This window comes from Apilactobacillus intestinapis (assembly GCF_049166695.1).
Classification (GTDB): Bacteria; Bacillota; Bacilli; order Lactobacillales; family Lactobacillaceae; genus Apilactobacillus; species Apilactobacillus kunkeei_C.
Map to the genome: position 1 here is coordinate 258,721 of NZ_JBMHFD010000001.1, position 19,496 is coordinate 278,216.

The window sequence follows — 19,496 nt, forward strand, 5'->3', positions numbered from 1 at the left end:
GTCTTTTGATTGCTTGAAAACCTATCAATTAGCGATTTTGCGATTATCGACCATTTGGAAATTGATTTTTCCAATGGAATGACTGTTTTAACTGGTGAAACTGGTGCTGGTAAGTCAATTATTATCGATGCCGTTGGCCTATTAGCTGGTGGCAGAGGTTCACAAAACTTTATTAGAACTGGTAGTAACAAGTTATTAATTCAAGGTTTATTTGTGTTCCCTGAAGATGGTCTAACCTATAAAGTGTTAGATGACATGGGAATTGATCATAGCGATAATAGCGTCATTTTACAAAGAGAAATCTATAGAAATGGTCGTAATATTTGTCGTGTCAATGGGATGCTTGTTAATACCACAATGCTAAAGAAAATTGGTGAGACAATCGTTGACATTCATGGTCAAAATGAACATCAAGAATTAATGCAACCAGAAAGACACGTTCATTTACTTGATGAATTTGGTCATAAACAAATTGGCGATACTTTAACTAAGTACCAAGAAACTTTTGATCACTACCAACAATTGAAAGCATCAATCAAAGAAAAACGTGGTAATGAAAAAGAATGGTCACAACGTCTTGATATGTTGGAATTTCAGGAAAATGAAATTAACAATGCTCATCTAGAAGTTGGCGAAGAAGAAGAACTAGTTAGCCAAAGAGACCATTTGCTTAACTATCAAAAAATTGTTGATGCCTTAAACATGAGTTTTAGTTCCATTAACGGTGATGAAACATTCAATCCTTTAGATGTAATTGGTGAAGCCAAGAATTCAATGGAATCAATTGAAGAAGTTGACCCTCAATTTAGAGAAATTTCTGACAACATCAAGAATGCTTTTTACTTACTACAAGATGCTTCTGACAACATTTCTGATCAAATGGACTTACAAGAATTCGACCAAGGTCATTTAGAAGAAATCGAAGAAAGATTGAATGTCATCTACGGTTTAAAACGTAAGTATGGTGATTCAATTGAACAAATCCTAAAGCATTACGATAATGTGGTTAAGGAACTTTCAACCATGCAAGCCGACCAAACTACTGGTGAAGATTTAAATGAACAATATGAATCAACCGTAAACAAGTTGAGTGATTTAGCTGATGAATTGAACACAGAGCGTCACGCTGTCGCAACCAAGCTTGAAGAAGCAGTGCATGATCAACTATCTGATTTATATATGGCTAAGACCGAATTCAAAGTTAACTTTGAAAAGTTACCAATCGGTGAATTTCACAGATACGGAACAGAACGTGTTGAATTCTATATGAGAACCAATCCAGGTGAAGCAATGTTGCCACTATCAAAGATTGCTTCCGGTGGTGAACTATCTAGAATTATGTTGGCATTAAAGACTTTATTCACTAATATGCAAGGTGTTACTTCAATCATCTTCGACGAAGTAGATACTGGTGTTTCCGGTAGAGTTGCTCAAGCAATCGCCGAAAAAATCAGCAAGATTGCGCAAAAATCTCAGGTTCTATGTATTACGCATTTACCACAGGTTGCTGCAATGTCTGATCATCATTACTTTATTGAAAAGAAGATTGATAAGAATCGTACCAAGACAAGTATCATCAAGTTATCAGTTCAAAAACGTGTTGATGAACTTGCTAGAATGTTATCTGGTACAACGGTCACTGATTTAACACTTCAACACGCTAACGAATTATTAAAGTTAGCTGATGAAACTAAAAAATAAATTTGAAAAAATCAGTAAAATAGGCCATAATGGTAGTATTATAAAATTTTGAGGGGTTTTAAAATGGCAAAAAGAGGAATGCTAATTGTTCTTTCAGGACCTTCTGGTGTTGGTAAAGGTACTGTTAGAAAAGCATTGTTTAACGAACCAGACGTTGATTTCAAGTACTCAATTTCAATGACTACTAGAAGTCCTCGTGAAGGTGAAGTAAACGGTAAAGACTATTTCTTTGTTAGTAAAGAGGAATTCGAAGACCATATCAAAAATGGTGAAATGCTAGAATATGCAAAGTACGTTGACAATTACTATGGAACTCCATTGAACTATGTTAATAAGACTTTGGATGAAGGTCATGACGTATTCTTAGAAATCGAAGTTAATGGTGCAATGCAGGTTAGAGCTAATTGCCCAGAAGCAGTATTTGTATTTCTAACCCCACCTGATTTAGTTGTGCTAAAGAATCGTTTAATTGGTCGTGGAACTGATGACATGGACGTTATCGATAAGCGTATCAAGACAGCCGTTTCTGAAATCAAGATGATGAGAAATTATGACTATGCTGTATTAAACGACAAAGTTGAAAATGCTGTAGATAGAATTAAGACTATCGTTAACAGCGAAAGACTAAAAGTTAACCGCGTAATGCCGGATTATCTATCAATGTTAGGAGAAGAAGACTAATGCTATTATATCCATCTGTTGACAAACTACTTGAAAGAGTTGATTCAAGATACTCATTAATCATGCTAGCAAGTAAGAGAGCTCATGATATTGATGCTGGATCACCATTATTATTAGACTCATACAAATCTAGAAAATCTGTTGGTAAGGCTTTCGAAGAAATCGTTGCCGGCAAGGTTGAACTAACTAGAGATAACAAATAATAAATAAATTAACCCTTTGCAGCAATGCAAGGGTTTTTATTTTGATTTTTTGATACAATATAGGTAATAAGTTCTTAAGATATGGGAGGTTTGATTGGTGAATAATAAAAAAATAGCACTATATGTTACCGGAAGTATTGCCGCATATAAGTCATTAACCTTAGCGCGATTATTAGTTAAAAATGGAAACGATGTCAGAGTCGTTATGAGCGGTGGTGCACAACAATTCGTTACACCATTGGCTTTTCAAACATTGACTAAAAACTTTGTTTTCACTGATACTTTTGACGAAAAGGATGCTAATGAAATCACTCATATTGATATTGCAACATGGGCTGATATTTCAATTGTTGCCCCAGCCACAGCAAACACTATTGCCAAGTTGGCTAATGGGATTGGTGACGAAGCAGTTACTACGACACTGCTTGCAACACCTTCTACAAAAGTGATTGTTCCAGCAATGAACAATAATATGTGGGATAATCCTGCAACCCAAAGAAATATTCAACGAATCGAGGCTGATGGTTGTAAAATTATCTATCCAACTTCAGGATTCTTAGCTGAAGGATACGAAGCCAAGGGTAGAATGATTGAACCAGAAGAGATCATCGAAAGACTAGAATTAATGGTTGAACAAGATAATCGATTAGATGGTAAGAAGATGATTGTCACAGCTGGTGGAACAAGAGAAGCCATTGATCCGGTTAGATACATTAGTAATAATTCATCAGGTAAGATGGGATATGCGATTGCCAGAGCGGCCATGAATGCTGGCGCCAATGTGACTTTAATTTCATCTTCAGAAACTCAACATATCAACGGTAATGTGAACGTTATCAATGTTAGTTCAGCCAGTGAAATGAAGAGTGCGATTGAAGATAACTTCAATGATGCTGATGTTTTAGTAATGGCTGCAGCTGTTTCTGACTACACACCAGCCAAATATTCAGAACAAAAAATCAAGAAAAATGGTGATGAATTAGACATCCATTTGGTAAAAACACCTGATATTTTAAAGGAATTATCAAAGATAAAGGATGATCAATTTGTCGTAGGTTTTGCTGCAGAAACTCAAAACCTATTGGATAACGCCAAACAAAAACTAGCCAAGAAAAAATTAGACTTATTGTTAGCTAATGATGTTAGCAACAAGGCAATCGGATTTAACAGTGATAATAACCAAGTTTCATTTATCGATGAAAACGGGGTATTTAAGAAAAGCGATGTAGAAAGTAAGGATAAAATTGCTAATGAATTGATTGATATCATTAGTGAAAGAATCGATTAAATTAAAGGGGGAGTTAGATTGAATTTAGCAAAAGTAATTGTTGATGTGCCAACAATGCAAACTAACGAACCATATACTTATTTAGTGCCAGATGAGTTAAGCGATAAGCTTCAAAAAGGGATGCGTGTCATTGTTCCATTTGGAAATGGTGGACGCAAAATCCAGGGAATCGTTTGGGATATCGATAATAATGGAACCTTTGACGGTGAATTAAAGGAAATTTCAGGACTATTGGATTTGGATCCGGTATTGAATACTGAATTACTGGACATGTCTAAATGGATGGCAGAAAACACCTATTCCTTTCAAATTAGTTGTATTTTAACAATGCTCCCAAGTGTAATGAGAGCGAAGTATCAAAAACAACTAGTGTTAAATGCTTCAAGTGAAATCGACGACGATATTTTAGCCATTTTTGGTGATGATACTGTCGTTGATTTTGACGTGGATGAATATCCAGCAGCAGTATTAAAGAAGATTATTCAATATCGTAAAGAAAATAAACTTTCTGTCGAATACAAGGTTTCAGATGGTGCCAAGGCTAAAAAGATTTATGCCATTAAACCAAGTCTAACAACTGAACAAGCAAAAAAAGAGTTAACTAAGGTCCGTAAGAACTCAAAGAACCTGATTAAAATTCTAGATTTTATCGTCAATCATAATGATAAAGAGATTGCTCAACGTAAGTTGGTTCATGACTTTGATATTCCTGAAGCTGCGATTAAAAGTGCGGTTGACAAGGGATGGTTTACTAGGTTCTTGCAAGAAGAATACCGTAATCCATACCAAGGTAAAGTTGGCACAAACAAACCGTTAAAATTAAACGCCGATCAACAAAGTGCTGTCGATAGAATTAGTGCAGCAACTAAGCGGAACCAGGATACGGTCTTTTTACTAGAAGGTGTTACTGGTTCTGGAAAGACTGAAGTATATCTTCAATCAATCCAAAAGGCGCTTGAATTAGGAAAGACGGCATTAATGCTAGTCCCTGAAATCTCGTTAACTCCTCAGATGGTAAAAAGAGTTAAAGGTCGATTTGGTAATCGAGTAGCGATGTTACATAGTGGTTTATCAAATGGTGAAAAGTACGATGAATGGCGCAGAGTCAATAATGGTGAAGCTGACGTGGTCGTTGGAGCCCGTTCTGCCATCTTTGCTCCGTTAGATAATATCGGTATCATCATCATGGATGAGGAACATGAAGCTAGTTATAAGCAGGATGATTCACCTCGATACCATACAAGAGACGTTGCTAAATGGCGAGCAACTTTTCACAACTGTCCGTTAGTTTTAGGTAGTGCGACTCCTTCATTGGAATCAAGAGCAAGAGCTACCAAGGGCGTATATCAACTAATCAAACTTCCACACAGAATAAATAACCAAGCCCTACCAGAGGTTAGGGTTATTGACATGAAGGAAGAGGTTAAAAATAGCGGTCAAGAAGATTTTTCATCTGAATTGCTATCTGCGATTAACAATCGTTTACAAAAACACGAACAGATTGTGTTGATGTTAAATCGCAGAGGATACTCATCATTTGTCATGTGTCGTAGTTGTGGTTTCGTATTGCATTGTCCAAACTGTGATATCTCACTTACTCTACACATGGATTCAAGAACGATGAAGTGTCACTACTGTGGTCACGAGGAACCAATTCCTAATAAGTGTAAAAACTGTGGTAGTAAAAAAATCAGATACTACGGTACTGGAACTCAAAAGGTCCAAGAAAAACTTCAATCATTGGTACCCAACGCTCGGATTCTAAGAATGGACGTTGATACCACAAGAAGAAAAGGTTCACACGAACGAATCTTACAAAAGTTTGGTAACGGTGAAGCCGACATCTTACTTGGAACTCAAATGATTGCGAAGGGACTAGACTTTCCTAACGTTACACTTGTCGGTGTTTTAAATGCTGATACCTCACTGGATTTACCTGATTTTCGTTCTAGTGAAAGAACATTTAATTTGTTAACTCAGGTGAGTGGACGTGCTGGTCGTGCAGAGAAAAAAGGATTGGTTTATATTCAGACCTTTAATCCGGATCACTATGCAATTAGACTAGCGCAAAGACAGGACTATGAATTGTTCTATCGTAAGGAAATGAATGTTAGACATCAGACTAACTATCCGCCTTATTATTTCACTGTTAAGATATCAGCTTCTGATGTCAACGAAGCTAAGGCAGCTGCAAAGATGTACGAAATTGCGAAGATTTTAAAGGCCAAGCTAAGTGACCAAGCAATTATGTTAGGACCATCTCCTAGTTCAATCTTAAAATTAAAGAATAAGTACTACTATCAAATTATTATTAAGTATAAAAACGAACCAAATATGAAGCCATGTTTGGAATATATATTAAATCATTATCAAAAGGATGCTCAAAAGGGACTATATGTAAACATAGACCCTGATCCTTTGAACTTTATGTAAGGATGTAGATAAAATGAAAAAAGTTGTATTTATGGGAACTCCATCGTTTGCAGTTCCTGTATTAAAAGGGTTAGTGGAAAGTAACGACTATGATGTACAAGCTGTCGTGACCCAACCAGATCGACCTTTCGGAAGAAAAAGAGTATTAAAACCATCACCGGTAAAGGAAGCGGCACAAGAATTATCGATTCCAGTGCTACAACCTGAAAAAATTAGTGGTAGCGATGAAATGGCTAAGATTGTAGAAATTAATCCTGATTTCATTATCACTGCTGCTTTTGGTCAATTCTTACCGGAAAAGCTATTGAATGCTGCTAAGATTGCCGCAGTTAACGTTCACGGTTCATTGTTACCAAAGTACCGCGGTGGTGCACCAGTTCAATATTCATTGATTAATGGTGATAAGCAAACAGGAATTTCAATCATGTACATGGTTAAGAAGATGGATGCGGGGGATGTATTATCTCAACAGGCATTGGATATTCAACCAGATGATGATACCCAATCATTATTTGATAAGTTAAGTATCATTGGACGAGATTTACTTCTTGAAACCTTACCTAAGGTGGCAGCTGGGGATGTTAACCCAACTCCGCAAGATGAAGACAAGGTGGTATTTTCACCAAACATCACAAGAGAACAAGAAGAACTAGACTTTTCTAAGTCAGCCTTTCTAGTCGATCGAAAGATTAGAGCGCTACGTCCATCACCAAATGCATTTGCCATGATGTTAGGCAAACGTACTAAGTTCTGGAGTGCTAAACCTTTAGACGAAACCACTGACTTAAAACCTGGCCAAGTGGTCGAAAAGACAAAGAAAGCCTTGAAGATTGCCTGTGGAGATGGAACTGTTCTACAACTTTTGGAAATCCAACCTTCAGGTAAACCAAAACAACCAATTAACGCCTTCTTAAATGGTGCAGGTCAATCAATTCAACAAGGAGATATGGTGATAGAAGATGTCAAGTAACCCTAGATTACTGGCTGTAAAGACGCTTAGTAAAATTTCAAACGGAGCATACTCCAACCTACAATTAAATCAAGTCATTGAAAATAGTGACTTAAGCAGTCGTGATATCGCATTGCTTACCAACATTGTTTACGGTGTTATTCAACATCGTTTAACATTAGAATACCAGTTAAACCGCTTCCTAAAGAATGCCAATAAGGTTGATGATTGGGTCAAGGAATTATTGTATTCAGCGATTTATCAAATGGAATACTTGGATAAAATTCCTACTAGAGCCGTCTTTAATGAAACCATCAAGATTGCGAAGAAAATGGGCCATGATGGTATTAGACGCTTAGTTACCGGTGTTCTCCATCAAATTGAAAGAAAAGGGTTACCGGACTTTTCTGACATTGATGATCCGATTAAGAAACTTTCAATCGAATACAGTATTTCTGAATGGATGATTGAAGAATTGAATAAACAAGTGGGTGAAGAGAAGACACTTTCCATCCTAAAGAGTATTAATCAACCTTCAAAGCAGTCAGTGCGTTTTAATTCTAAGTTAATTAGTAAGCAATCATTATCAGATAAACTAAAAGCTGATGGTTATGGTGTACAAAACAGTAAGCTGGTTGATTCAGGACTAATCTTAACCAAGAAGTCTGCTAGTTACAGTGATACTTTTAAGAACGGTCAAATGACAATTCAAGATGAAAGTGCAATGCTACCAGTGGAATCCATGGACATTAAAGAGTCCGATGTAATTCTGGATGCTTGTTCAGCACCTGGTGGAAAAACCACTCAAATTGCAGAACACCTATCCAAAGAAGCTGGTGGCCACGTTGAAGCGTTGGACTTGCACAATAATCGTTTGAAACAAGTGCAAAAGAATGCTAAACGACTAGGTGTTAGTGATGTTTTATCCACTCAAGCATGTGATGCTAGAAAGCTTGATGATTTATATGATGATGAAACATTCAACCAAATTTTAATTGATGCACCATGTTCAGGAATTGGTTTGATTAGAAGAAAACCAGAAATTAGATACGAAAAGAAGATGGAAGATGTTAAAAAGTTAGCATCCATCCAATTGGACATCTTAACTTCTGCGGCCAAAAAACTTAAAAAAGGTGGTAAGCTAGTCTACAGTACTTGTACCATCCTAAATCAAGAAAATTCAGACGTGATTGCTGAATTCTTAAAGCAAAATCCTGATTTTAAACGTGTTGATCCAGTTTCCAAAATGGGTATTCCGCTAAATGATGGTTACATTCGAATCTACCCAGATGATTACGATTCAGACGGATTCTTCGTATGTAATTTAATAAAAAATGGTGGTGAATAGAAATGGAAGTTGCTGCTAATTCTGTTATTGGTAAACAAAGAATTAGTAATGAAGATTATGTTGGCTATTTTAAAAATCAACAGGGCGCTTTAATTGCAATACTAGCCGATGGAGTTGGGGGAAGCAATGGTGGTGAAATTGCTGCTTCAACAGCGGTTGATTTTATTGGACAAGCTTTTCAAAATCATCATATTAGTTCAATTATTGATACTAAATCATGGCTATCTCAAACGATTAGCGATGTAAATAATAAGATTGTTGAAATGGGAATTAAGGATGAAAGTTTAAGTAAAATGGCAACCACTGTTGTTGTCGCATTGTTCTTTGGAAATCAATATCTACTAACCCATCTGGGTGATAGTCGTTGTTATCTATTAAGAAGTAGTCAACTTAAGCAACTTACCGTTGATCATTCATACATTAACTTTTTAATTGAAAAAGGCGAAGTTAAAGATGGAGAAAGCATCGATTCCAATTTACAAAACGTAATTGTAAAGGGATTGGGAGTTTCTTCAGATGCGGATGTCGACATCTCAAACATTCAATTTAGACCAGGTGATCAACTATTATTATGTAGTGATGGTTTAACCAAAATGGTTAGTGATGAGACAATCTCAAAAATTTTAAACATGCGATTAAGTGGGAAACAAAAGGTTGATAGTTTAATCGATACTGCCAATGATAACGGTGGAAAAGATAATATTTCCGCTATTTTAATCGATGATTTGGGTTAGGAGTGATCGTTTATGGAAAAAGGATACGTTTTAAATGACCGCTATAAAATCATCGATAAGATTGGTGAAGGTGGGATGGTTAATGTCTATCTTTCATATGATATGAAGGAAAACCGTCTTGTTACAATTAAAATTATTCGAATTGATTTTCAAGGTAGTCAAAAAGCTAAACGTCATTTTAAGTATGAAAAACTAGCTATTAATAAATTAAATAGTAAGCATATTGCTCAGGTATACGACTTGAATCAATCAGGTGATTTACAGTATTTGGTAACTGAATACGTTGATGGACAGGACTTAAAGAATTACATTCAAAAGCACTATCCAATCAGTATTGATAAAGTTATTGCAATCATGACGCAACTAATTGATGCGGTTTATGAAGCGCATAGTCATGGAATTATTCATCGTGATTTAAAACCACAGAACGTGTTAATTGATAAGAAGGGTGTCGTTAAGGTAACAGACTTTGGGATTGCCTTAATTGAAAGTCAAAATGCATTAACTCAAACCAATGCAGTTGTTGGTTCAATTCACTATATTTCACCTGAACAAGCATTGGGCAAGAAGGTTACTACCCAATCGGATGTTTATTCATTGGGAATTATCTTGTACGAATTACTTACAGGGAAAGTTCCTTTTGATGGTGATTCACCAGTAAACATTGCAATGAAGCATACCAAGGAAAACTTGCCTTCGATAATTGAACAAAACAGTCTAGTTACACAAGCGCTAGAAAATGTTGTGATTAAGGCAACTGCCAAAAAATTATCGGATCGTTACAGTTCTGTTTTAGACATGAAGGAAGACCTTCTTACTTCAATGAGCAAAGAAAGAATGGATGAAGCGAAATTACACTTTATGATTCCGAAGACTGAAATCGATGATGGTGAAACCAAGGTCTTGGACCTAAAGGATTTAAACAAATATCATGATCATCATGTAGATGAAGAACATGAATATAAGGATAAATATCGTATCTTTAAATTACTTACATTAATTGTGATACTATTTGCGTTTATTTCGGGAATATTCTTATTCTTTAACTTCACTTTCTTCACCCGAGTAACGGTACCAAACGTTTCCAACATGTCAATTAGTAAAGCTACGAAGGTTTTAAAGAAGTCCCACTTAATCGTCAGCAAGGTGAAATACACTTATAATACTGACGTTGCTGTGAATAAGGTAATTGGTACTGATCCAGCCAAGGGAACCAAGATGATTAACCATTCTGGAATCGTTTTGAAGGTTTCGGGTGGTTATAAGAAGGTCAAGATGGATAATTACCTAGGTGATTCAATCGATTCTGCTGAACATTCATTGACAACAATGGGATTCACGGTTAAAAAATCATACAGTTATGATACTTCATTTAAGTCTGACACCATTCTTAGCCAAAGCATTCGCCCTGGAACTTTGGTGGAACCACATAACACAACAATTAACCTGGTAGTGGCAATTAACACTAGAAATTTTAAGATGGTTAATTTAATTGGTAAGACCGAAGAACAGGCAAGAAACTACGCGAAGGGAAACCATTTAAATGTTAAGGTTTTCTACGAAAATTCTAAGAGTCAACCTGCCGGAAAAGTCTATCAACAAAGTCCATCAACTGGTTTATTGTTAAGTTACGGAGACGAGGTAGAACTTTGGATATCGAAGGGAAGCTCTGATAACCAAAATCTAAGAAGAAGCGTTAACGTATCGGTAAAATTACCTTATAAAAAGGTTGATAGCAGTGGACTAAATAAGATCACAATCTACTCTAATAAGGATGGCGGTAACGAAAAATTTTATCGAACCGTCTATATAAATAAAGATACTACCATCAGCATTCCTTACAGTTTAAAGAAAAATCAAAAACCACAATATCGAATTTATCGAAATGGTGATTTGATAATGAAGTAATGCAAGGTATAATAAAAATAGTAAATAAATTAACGAGGTGATACATTGGCTGAAGGAAAAATTTTCCAATCCCTAAGTGGATTCTATGATATTATTAGTGACGGAAAGATATACCGAACAAGAGCTAGAGGTAACTTTAGAAAAAGAAAAATAACTCCTTTAGTTGGTGATGACGTCGAGTTTGAATCTAGTTCACAAAAAGAAGGATACTTACTAAAGATTTTTGACCGTAAAAATTCATTGGTGAGACCTCCAATTGCAAACATTGATCAAGCCGTAGTTGTTACTTCCGCTGTTCAGCCAGATTTTTCATATAATTTGTTAGACCGTCAATTAGTTGCGGTTGAAATTAACAAAATTACACCAATCATTTACTTTACTAAGACTGATTTATTAGATGATAAACAGTTTGAGTACTTTAAGGGTGTTAAAGAGGTTTATGAACAAGCTGGATATAAGGTTATCCTTCCTAGCAACAGCGAGGATAAAGTCGAATCAGTTAATGAAATTAAATCATTGTTTGAAAATAAAGAAACTGTCTTTATGGGTCAAACAGGGGCAGGTAAATCAACATTGTTGAATCAAATCTCTCCAGATTTAAATTTAGCAACTGGTGAAATTTCCATGGCATTAAACCGTGGGAAACATACAACTAGAAAAGTTAGCTTTATTCAAATTAATAATGGATTAGTAGCTGATACACCTGGTTTCTCATCTTACGAAGCTTTTGACATCAGACCTGAAGAACTAAGGGATTACTTCCCTGAATTCAGAGCAAATGCTGATAGGTGTAAATTCAGGGGATGTGTTCACATCAACGAACCTGGTTGTGCAATCAAGGCAATGTTAGATGAAGATGAACTATCACATGAACGCTATCATGATTATGTTCAGTTATATGATTTATTAAAGAATAAAAAACCAATTTATAATAAAAAGAAATGAGGAATTAATAATGATTAAAGTAGCACCATCAATCTTAAGTGCAGATTACTTAAACCTACAAAGAGATATTGAAAAAGTTGAAAAGGACGCAGAACTATTACATATTGATGTAATGGACGGCTCATTTGTTCCAGCAATTTCATACGGTCCAAATTGGGTTCCACAAATCAGAAAGATTTCTAACTTAGTATTAGATGTTCACTTGATGGTAGTTAACCCAGAAAGATTCGTTGATGAATTTGCAGACAAGGGTGCGGACATTATTGGTGTGCATGTTGAAGCAACTCCACACATTCACCGTGCTTTACAAATGATTAAGAATAAGGGTGTTAAGGCTGAAGTAGTAATCAACCCAGGTACTCCTGTAGAAGCTATCAAACCAGTACTATACATGGTTGACCAAGTTCTAGTAATGACTGTTAACCCTGGTTTTGGTGGTCAAAAGTTCCTAGACGAAACTGTTAAGAAGATTAAGCAATTAGACGACATCAAGAAGGCTGAAGGATACGACTTTGACATCGAAATTGATGGTGGAGTTAACAACGAAACTGTTCAAGCTGCTGCCAAAGCTGGTGCAACTGTTGCAGTTGCTGGTTCATACGTATTCGGTGCTGAAAATCCTGCTGAAAGAATTCAAGCAATTAAGGACGCTACTAAATAATTATGAAAACGATCAATTTATTAGTCGGTGGGCCAACTGATTTATGGCCTGATAGTTTAAGACAAGGCAAAATCAATGGTGATTGGATTGGAGTCGATCGAGGAAATGTGTGGTTAGTTCAAATGGGAATTAAACCATTAATTTCAATTGGTGATTTTGATTCAATGGATCAATCGGAATTTGAAATTATTTCAAACAACGTTTCTGATATTCGAACTTATAATCCTGATAAAGACTATACTGATACCCAACTAGCATTAAAAATTGCTTCTGATGAATTAAAGGCGGATGTTATTAATATCTTTGGTGCTACTGGTGGTAGAATTGATCACTTTATTTCTAACTACTTATTGGCGACTGAACCTAAATTTAGGGATATCGTTGAAAAAATTAGAATTATTGATAAACAAAATGTAATTCAATACTTTACTCCGGGAGAACATGAAATTACAAAGATTGATATGATGCATTACTTAGCGTTTATTCCAATGAATGCAATGCACTTATCAATTCTTGATGCGGTATATAAACTGGCTAACTACTATGTTGAAAGACCGTTTGCTTATTCCAGCAATCAATTCGATGGTGATAAATGTCACTTCGATTTTGATGATGGGGTATTATGTGTAATCCAAAGTAAAGATGCATAGAAAAAAGAGAACTGATTATATCAGTTCTCTTTTTTGTTATTTAGGGTATAAAAAAAGTCTGACATTAAGAGTCAGACTTAAATATTGTTAGGCACGAGTAACTTTACCTGATTTTAGAGTACGGGCACTAACCCAAACTTTCTTAGGCTTTCCATCTACAAGGATACGAACCTTTTGTAGATTTGGCTTCCAGCTACGACGTGAAGAATTCAAAGCATGGGAACGTTTGTTACCATAATGAGTTCTTTTACCATTAATAAAATCTTTAGCCATTGGTAAATTCCTCCTTTAATTGATTTCTAGTCAAAAGCGTTGCTTTTATTACATCTCACTCTAATAATTTAGCATATTGAAGCCTGTTTTGCAATGCTTTTCTTTCAAGTGAATATACTTGACAGCCTTCGATATTCATTATATCAATACTTTAGCTTTTTTTAAACATGTGGTAATATTATATTACGAATATATTAAGAAATCTATCTTTTAAGGAGGCTATTGTGATGGCCGTAAAAATGAGAACTGATTATGGATTAATTGATATTGATAACAATGTAATTGCCACCGTAGTTGGTGGAGCTGCTACTGATAACTACGGAGTTGTTGGTATGGCAAGTAAAAATCAAATTCGAGACAATGTAAACGATATTTTGAAAAAAGATAACTATTCCCGTGGAGTTGTGGTAACACAACAAGACAATGATGTTGCAATTGAAGTAAATATTATTGTTAGCTACGGTACTAAAATTTCAGAAGTATGTAAAAATGTTCAAAGCAAGGTTAAGTACAATTTGGAATCTATGCTTGGCATTAGTGCAAGTTCTGTTAATGTCGTTGTTCAAGGTGTAAGAGTTCTAGACTAAAAGGAGGTTCATTTTTGTGTCTATTTCAAATATAGATAGATCAAAATTTGATCAAATGGTGCAAGCCGCTGCTACTACCCTTAATAATAATGCAGAATTTATAAACTCACTTAATGTTTTCCCAGTTCCAGATGGTGATACTGGTACTAATATGAGTATGTCTTTCCAAAGTGGGGCTGATTACGTTAGTCGTGATACTAGCGAATCTGTTGGAGAATTAGCTCAATCATTAGCTAAAGGGCTATTGATGGGAGCAAGAGGTAACTCTGGAGTTATCTTGTCACAAATATTTAGAGGTTTTTCAAAGTCTGTTGCTGAAAAGGATAACCTTTCTGCTCAAGACATCGTAGAAGCTTTTAAAAACAGTGAAAAAACAGCTTATGGTTCAGTTATGAAACCAACTGAAGGAACAATTCTAACAGTTATTAGAGGGATTTCTGAAGCAGGTCAAAGTGCAACCACAAGCGACCTAGCTGAATTATTTGATATTTTAGCTGATGCTGCTGAACAAGCTCTTCAATCAACACCTGATTTGTTACCAGTATTGAAACAAGTTGGTGTTGTTGATTCAGGTGGACAAGGTTTAGTTTTCGTTGTTAAAGCATTTAGTGATGTTTTAAATGGACGAGAAATTGAAACTAGCCATCAACCAAATACTGGTGAAATGGATCAAATGATTGATGCAAGCCATGAACAAAGTCATGAAAGTGCACAAGGTAAGTTAAACCCAGACGACATTAAGTTTGGATACTGTACCCAAATCATGGTGAGAATTGGTCGCGGTAAGGAAGTTGAATACGACTTTGACTACGATAAGTTCTATGATCATTTAGCCGGTTTAGGTGACTCATTATTAGTTGTTAATGATGATGAAATTGTTAAGGTCCATGTTCATACTGAACAACCTGGTGAAGTTATTTCATGGGGACAAAAGTTCGGTGACTTAGCCAACGTTAAGATTGATAATATGCGTTTACAACAAGAAACAATTATTGAAAAAGACGATGAATCTAAGAAAGAAACTAAGTCAGAACCAAAAGAAACAGCAATTATTGCAGTCGCTTCTGGTGACGGAATTGGTGAACTATTTACCAGTCTAGGTGTTACTGATGTTATCAAGGGTGGTCAAACCATGAACCCAAGTACTCAAGACATTCTAGATGCTATTAATAATAGCAATGCTAAGAAAGCAATTATTCTTCCAAATAACGGTAATATCTTCATGGCTGCTCAACAAGCTGCTGATGTTGCCGAAATTCCTGTTGAAATTGTTCACGCAAAGACAATTCAACAAGGTTTAACAACAATGCTTTCTTTCAATCCTGATGCTAGTCTAGACTATAACGTATCTGAAATGGAAGATATGTTAGACACTGTAGTTAGTGGAGATGTTACTAACGCTGTTAGAGACACCGAAATTGATGGTGTTAAAATCAAGAAAGACGATTACATGGGAATTATCGATGGTAAGATTAAGGTTGTTAAAGACGACTTAAATGAAACTACTATCGATATGATTAAGGAAATGCTTGATGAAGATAGTGAAGTCGTAACCATTATTTATGGTGAAGGCATGACACAAAATCAAGCTGATGAATTAGCTGAACAAGTTGAAGCAATTGATGATGACTTAGAAGTTGAAGTTCATCCGGGAGGACAACCAGTCTACCCATACTTAATTTCTGTTGAATAAAATGTCGGAGTTTTCTCCGATTTTTTTATTACATAAGTAAAATGAGGTGATATGTTGAAAGATTTAAACGATAGTGTGTCCGTTTTAAAGGGTGTTGGTCCTAAAAAGGTCGAAGCTTTGGATGAATTGGGTATCGATACTATATATGATTTATTGACATATTACCCATTTAGATACGATGATTTTCAAGTAAAAGACTTATCGCAAATTGAAGACCAAGAAAAGGTAACGATTAAAGGTAAGATTGCAGCTGATCCAGTGGTTGCACACTTCGGTCGGAAAAGAAATCTATTGAACATAAGACTATTGGTTAATAACGATGTCGTAAAGGTTACATTTTTTAATCAACCATGGTTAAAGAAACAGCTTCCTGTTGGAAAAGAAGTTCTTATATACGGTCGGTTTGATAAGGCCAAAGCGTCATTATCTGGAATCAAGATTTTATCAGCCGTTGATGGTAATGAAATGAATCCAATCTATCCGGCTAATAAGCATATTCGTCAAAAGACAATCAGTGATTTGGTGAAGTTGGCGTTTGATGAATACAAGGATGTAATTGATGATGTCGTTCCAGAAGACATCATTGAAAAATATAAATTGGAATCACAAAAGCAAGTTATTCAGGATATGCATTTCCCTAATGACACTAAGGATGCATACCTAGCTAGAAGAACCGCAAAGTTTAATGAATTCTTCTTATTTCAAATGCGTTTGCAAGCATTAAAGAGTGAAGAACAAAAGGATGCTGGTTTAGCCATTAAGTTTAATCAAGACGATATGGATACTTTTATTAATCAACTTCCATTTTCATTAACAAACGCGCAACAGCGTGTGGTAAATGAAATCCAAAACGATTTATCATCTACTCGTCAGATGAACCGTTTGCTTCAAGGGGATGTAGGATCTGGTAAAACAATTGTGGCTGCTTTAGCAATCCTGGCATGTATTGATGGCGGATATCAAGCAGCCTTAATGGCACCGACTGAAATATTGGCTGAACAACATGCCAATAAACTAGCAACACTTTTTAAAGATACAAAAGTGAATGTTGCGTTGTTAACTGGAGATACGAAACAAGCTGCCAGAAAAGAACTTTTACCAAGAATTAAGTCTGGTGAAATTAACTTGGTTATTGGAACTCATGCCTTGATTCAGGATAGCGTTGAATACAAGAATTTAGGTTTAGCTATCATCGATGAACAACATCGTTTTGGTGTAAACCAACGTGCCAAGTTAAGGCAGAAAAACGATGGAACTAATGTTTTAGCAATGACGGCAACCCCAATTCCTAGAACCTTAGCCATTACTTCCTATGGAGAAATGGATGTTTCAATTATTGACGAACTTCCTAATGGTCGCCAACCGGTTAAAACAGCGTGGATAAAGGAAGGTCAATTCAATAATTCTGTTGGTTTTATTAAAGAAAGATTGAATGCCGGAGAACAGATTTACGTGGTAACACCATTGGTTGAAGAATCAGAAGCTGTCGACATGAAGAATGCCATCAACATCTATGACAATTTTAAGAATATGTTTGAACCAGAATTCAAAGTTGGTCTACTTCATGGTAGAATGAAAGATGAAGATAAAAATTTGGTGATGACAGAATTTAAAAACAATGAGTTTCAAATTTTGGTCTCTACGACAGTTATTGAAGTAGGTGTGGACGTTAGTAATGCCACTATGATGATCGTATTTAATGCTGATCATTTTGGATTGGCTCAGTTACATCAATTACGAGGTCGAGTTGGAAGAGGAAGTAGTCAGTCATACTGTTTATTAGTATCTGATCCCAAAACTGAGACAGGTGTTAAACGAATGAATGTCATGGTCGAAAGTAACGATGGTTTCGTTATATCGCAAAAGGACCTAGAACTTAGAGGACCTGGTGATATCATGGGGAAAGCACAATCTGGTCTTCCTGATTTTAAGGTAGGAGATCCGGTTGCAGATTTAACGATGCTAAGTGTTGCTCAACAAGAGGCAATTCAGATCGTAAGTACAAATGATTGGCAAAACAATCCAATGTATAGTAAATTATATAGTTACGTTCACCAAAAAAATAATAAGAAAATGTTTGATTAAAGGAGTTTTATAAATGAAAATCGCAATTGATGCCATGGGTGGAGACAACGCCCCACTAGAAGTTGTTAAAGGGGTAGAAATGGCAAGAGACCAATATCCTGATATTGAGTTCAAGTTATTCGGTCAAATCGATAAAGTTAAACCATTAATTCAAAATGAAGAAAGAATTGAACTAGTTCAATCTGACGAAGTTATTGAAATGGGTGAAGAACCTGTTAAGGCTGTTATGAAGAAGAAAAACTCAAGTCTAGACATGGCTGCTCAAGCTGTTAAGGACAAAGAAGCAGATGCATTCTTCTCAGCTGGTAACACTGGTGCTATCCTAGCTGCTGGTCTATTTATTATTGGTAGAATTAAGGGAATTGACCGTCCAGGTCTTGCAACTACTTTACCAATCGTAAATGATGAAGATCATGATAACTTTGTTATGCTAGATGTTGGTGCTAATGCTGAATCAAAACTATTCAACCTATACCAATACGCATTCATGGGTAAGTACTATGCTGAAACTGTTAGACATATTGAAAACCCACGTATCGGTCTATTAAACAACGGTACTGAAGCAGATAAAGGTGATTCATTACATAAGGCAGCTAACGAAATGCTTTCTAAGGATGAAAACCTAAACTTCATTGGTAACGTTGAATCACGTGAATTATTAAATGGTGCTGCTGATGTTGTTGTTACTGATGGTTTCACTGGTAACGCTGCATTGAAGGCAATCGAAGGAACTGCACTTTCATTACTTACTCTAATCAAGGGTGAAATCATGTCTGGTGGCGTGAAGTCAAAAGTTGGTGCTTTAATGCTTAAACCAACATTTAAGAAGATTGCTAAGGAAATGGATTACTCACAATATGGTGGTGCCGTATTAATGGGTACTAAGGCTCCTGTTGTTAAGGCTCACGGTAGTAGTGAAGCTGTTACAATCAAGAACACTATTTTCCAAATTAAGACAATGATTGATAATAAGACTATTGATGACGTTGTTGAATACTTTGATAAGCATGCTGATGATATGCAACAAATCAAACAAAACGCCAAAAATAACTAAAAATCTGTTATAATTAGAATTATCAATTACGATTTTAAGGAGATAGATTATGACAAAAGAAGAAGTATTTAACAAAATTGCTGATATGGTTGCTGATCAATTCAGTATTGATAGAGATACCATCAAAGGTGATTTAAACTTTCAAAACGATTTAGACGCTGATTCAATTGATTTTGTTGAGTTTGTATTATCTCTAGAAAGTACTTTTGGTACTGATATCTCAGATGAAGATGCAGAAAACATTAAGACTATTGATGAAGCTGTAGACTACGTTATGTCTAACGCTGATAACAAATAATTAAA

Annotated in this window: 18 protein-coding genes; 17 read left to right on the forward strand and 1 reads right to left on the reverse strand. The window is 35.7% G+C overall.

Going from position 1 to position 19,496, the window contains the following annotated elements:
* The first annotated feature begins 9 nt into the window (after positions 1 to 9).
* The 12 genes from recN to ACOMA7_RS01540 all read left to right on the forward strand — a co-directional run bounded on the left by recN (position 10) and on the right by ACOMA7_RS01540 (position 13,501).
* Positions 10 to 1,701: a DNA repair protein RecN gene (gene recN / locus ACOMA7_RS01485; protein WP_421391522.1), complete on the forward strand. Its 1,692-nt coding sequence runs from the start codon at positions 10 to 12 to the stop codon at positions 1,699 to 1,701.
* Positions 1,702 to 1,764: 63 nt separating this feature from the next.
* Positions 1,765 to 2,382: a guanylate kinase gene (gmk, locus tag ACOMA7_RS01490; RefSeq protein ID WP_034531069.1), complete on the forward strand. Its 618-nt coding sequence runs from the start codon at positions 1,765 to 1,767 to the stop codon at positions 2,380 to 2,382.
* A complete protein-coding gene (gene rpoZ, locus ACOMA7_RS01495; protein ID WP_041152297.1) occupies positions 2,382 to 2,585 on the forward strand; it encodes a DNA-directed RNA polymerase subunit omega in 204 nt (67 codons plus the stop codon). The genes gmk and rpoZ overlap by 1 nt, the downstream gene beginning before the upstream one ends.
* A gap of 97 nt (positions 2,586 to 2,682) precedes the next feature.
* On the forward strand, positions 2,683 to 3,873 hold the full coding sequence (gene coaBC, locus ACOMA7_RS01500; protein ID WP_421391525.1) for a bifunctional phosphopantothenoylcysteine decarboxylase/phosphopantothenate--cysteine ligase CoaBC: 1,191 nt from the start codon (positions 2,683 to 2,685) through the stop codon (positions 3,871 to 3,873).
* 18 nt (positions 3,874 to 3,891) lie between these two features.
* A complete protein-coding gene (gene priA, locus ACOMA7_RS01505; RefSeq protein WP_301945477.1) occupies positions 3,892 to 6,306 on the forward strand; it encodes a primosomal protein N' in 2,415 nt (804 codons plus the stop codon).
* A gap of 13 nt (positions 6,307 to 6,319) precedes the next feature.
* Positions 6,320 to 7,276, forward strand: coding sequence for a methionyl-tRNA formyltransferase (gene fmt / locus ACOMA7_RS01510; RefSeq protein WP_054608168.1), 957 nt, complete (start codon positions 6,320 to 6,322; stop codon positions 7,274 to 7,276).
* Positions 7,266 to 8,603, forward strand: coding sequence for a 16S rRNA (cytosine(967)-C(5))-methyltransferase RsmB (gene rsmB, locus ACOMA7_RS01515; protein WP_414826916.1), 1,338 nt, complete (start codon positions 7,266 to 7,268; stop codon positions 8,601 to 8,603). The genes fmt and rsmB overlap by 11 nt, the downstream gene beginning before the upstream one ends.
* Positions 8,604 to 8,605: 2 nt before the next feature.
* Positions 8,606 to 9,337, forward strand: coding sequence for a Stp1/IreP family PP2C-type Ser/Thr phosphatase (locus ACOMA7_RS01520; protein WP_301945475.1), 732 nt, complete (start codon positions 8,606 to 8,608; stop codon positions 9,335 to 9,337).
* A gap of 12 nt (positions 9,338 to 9,349) precedes the next feature.
* Entirely contained in the window at positions 9,350 to 11,245 is a 1,896-nt protein-coding gene (gene pknB / locus ACOMA7_RS01525; protein ID WP_054608165.1) for a Stk1 family PASTA domain-containing Ser/Thr kinase, read from the forward strand.
* Positions 11,246 to 11,290: 45 nt separating this feature from the next.
* Entirely contained in the window at positions 11,291 to 12,190 is a 900-nt protein-coding gene (rsgA, locus tag ACOMA7_RS01530) for a ribosome small subunit-dependent GTPase A (RefSeq protein ID WP_414826913.1), read from the forward strand.
* Between the two features lie 10 nt (positions 12,191 to 12,200).
* On the forward strand, positions 12,201 to 12,851 hold the full coding sequence (rpe, locus tag ACOMA7_RS01535) for a ribulose-phosphate 3-epimerase (protein ID WP_053791762.1): 651 nt from the start codon (positions 12,201 to 12,203) through the stop codon (positions 12,849 to 12,851).
* Positions 12,852 to 12,853: 2 nt separating this feature from the next.
* The gene (locus ACOMA7_RS01540) at positions 12,854 to 13,501 is read left to right on the forward strand and encodes a thiamine diphosphokinase (protein WP_301945473.1); all 648 of its coding nucleotides are present in this window, start codon (positions 12,854 to 12,856) and stop codon (positions 13,499 to 13,501) included.
* A gap of 87 nt (positions 13,502 to 13,588) precedes the next feature.
* On the opposite strand, the gene rpmB is transcribed toward ACOMA7_RS01540, so the two are convergent.
* The gene (rpmB, locus tag ACOMA7_RS01545; RefSeq protein ID WP_034531080.1) at positions 13,589 to 13,774 is read right to left on the reverse strand and encodes a 50S ribosomal protein L28; all 186 of its coding nucleotides are present in this window, start codon (positions 13,772 to 13,774) and stop codon (positions 13,589 to 13,591) included.
* 227 nt (positions 13,775 to 14,001) lie between these two features.
* Between rpmB and ACOMA7_RS01550 the strand changes: the two genes are divergently transcribed.
* The 5 genes from ACOMA7_RS01550 to acpP are packed head-to-tail and all read left to right on the forward strand — an operon-like array spanning position 14,002 to position 19,491.
* Entirely contained in the window at positions 14,002 to 14,361 is a 360-nt protein-coding gene (locus tag ACOMA7_RS01550; protein WP_034531081.1) for an Asp23/Gls24 family envelope stress response protein, read from the forward strand.
* A 16-nt stretch (positions 14,362 to 14,377) separates the two neighbouring features.
* Complete coding sequence (locus ACOMA7_RS01555; RefSeq protein ID WP_421391531.1) at positions 14,378 to 16,054, forward strand: DAK2 domain-containing protein; 1,677 nt, start codon at positions 14,378 to 14,380, stop codon at positions 16,052 to 16,054.
* Positions 16,055 to 16,105: 51 nt separating this feature from the next.
* Positions 16,106 to 18,139 (forward strand): ATP-dependent DNA helicase RecG, encoded by a 2,034-nt coding sequence (gene recG, locus ACOMA7_RS01560; protein WP_301945472.1) that lies wholly within the window; start codon positions 16,106 to 16,108, stop codon positions 18,137 to 18,139.
* Positions 18,140 to 18,152: 13 nt separating this feature from the next.
* Positions 18,153 to 19,193, forward strand: a complete 1,041-nt coding sequence (gene plsX / locus ACOMA7_RS01565) for a phosphate acyltransferase PlsX (protein ID WP_053791758.1) — start codon at positions 18,153 to 18,155, stop codon at positions 19,191 to 19,193.
* Between the two features lie 49 nt (positions 19,194 to 19,242).
* Positions 19,243 to 19,491: an acyl carrier protein gene (gene acpP / locus ACOMA7_RS01570; protein ID WP_034531085.1), complete on the forward strand. Its 249-nt coding sequence runs from the start codon at positions 19,243 to 19,245 to the stop codon at positions 19,489 to 19,491.
* The last annotated feature ends 5 nt before the right edge of the window (positions 19,492 to 19,496 follow it).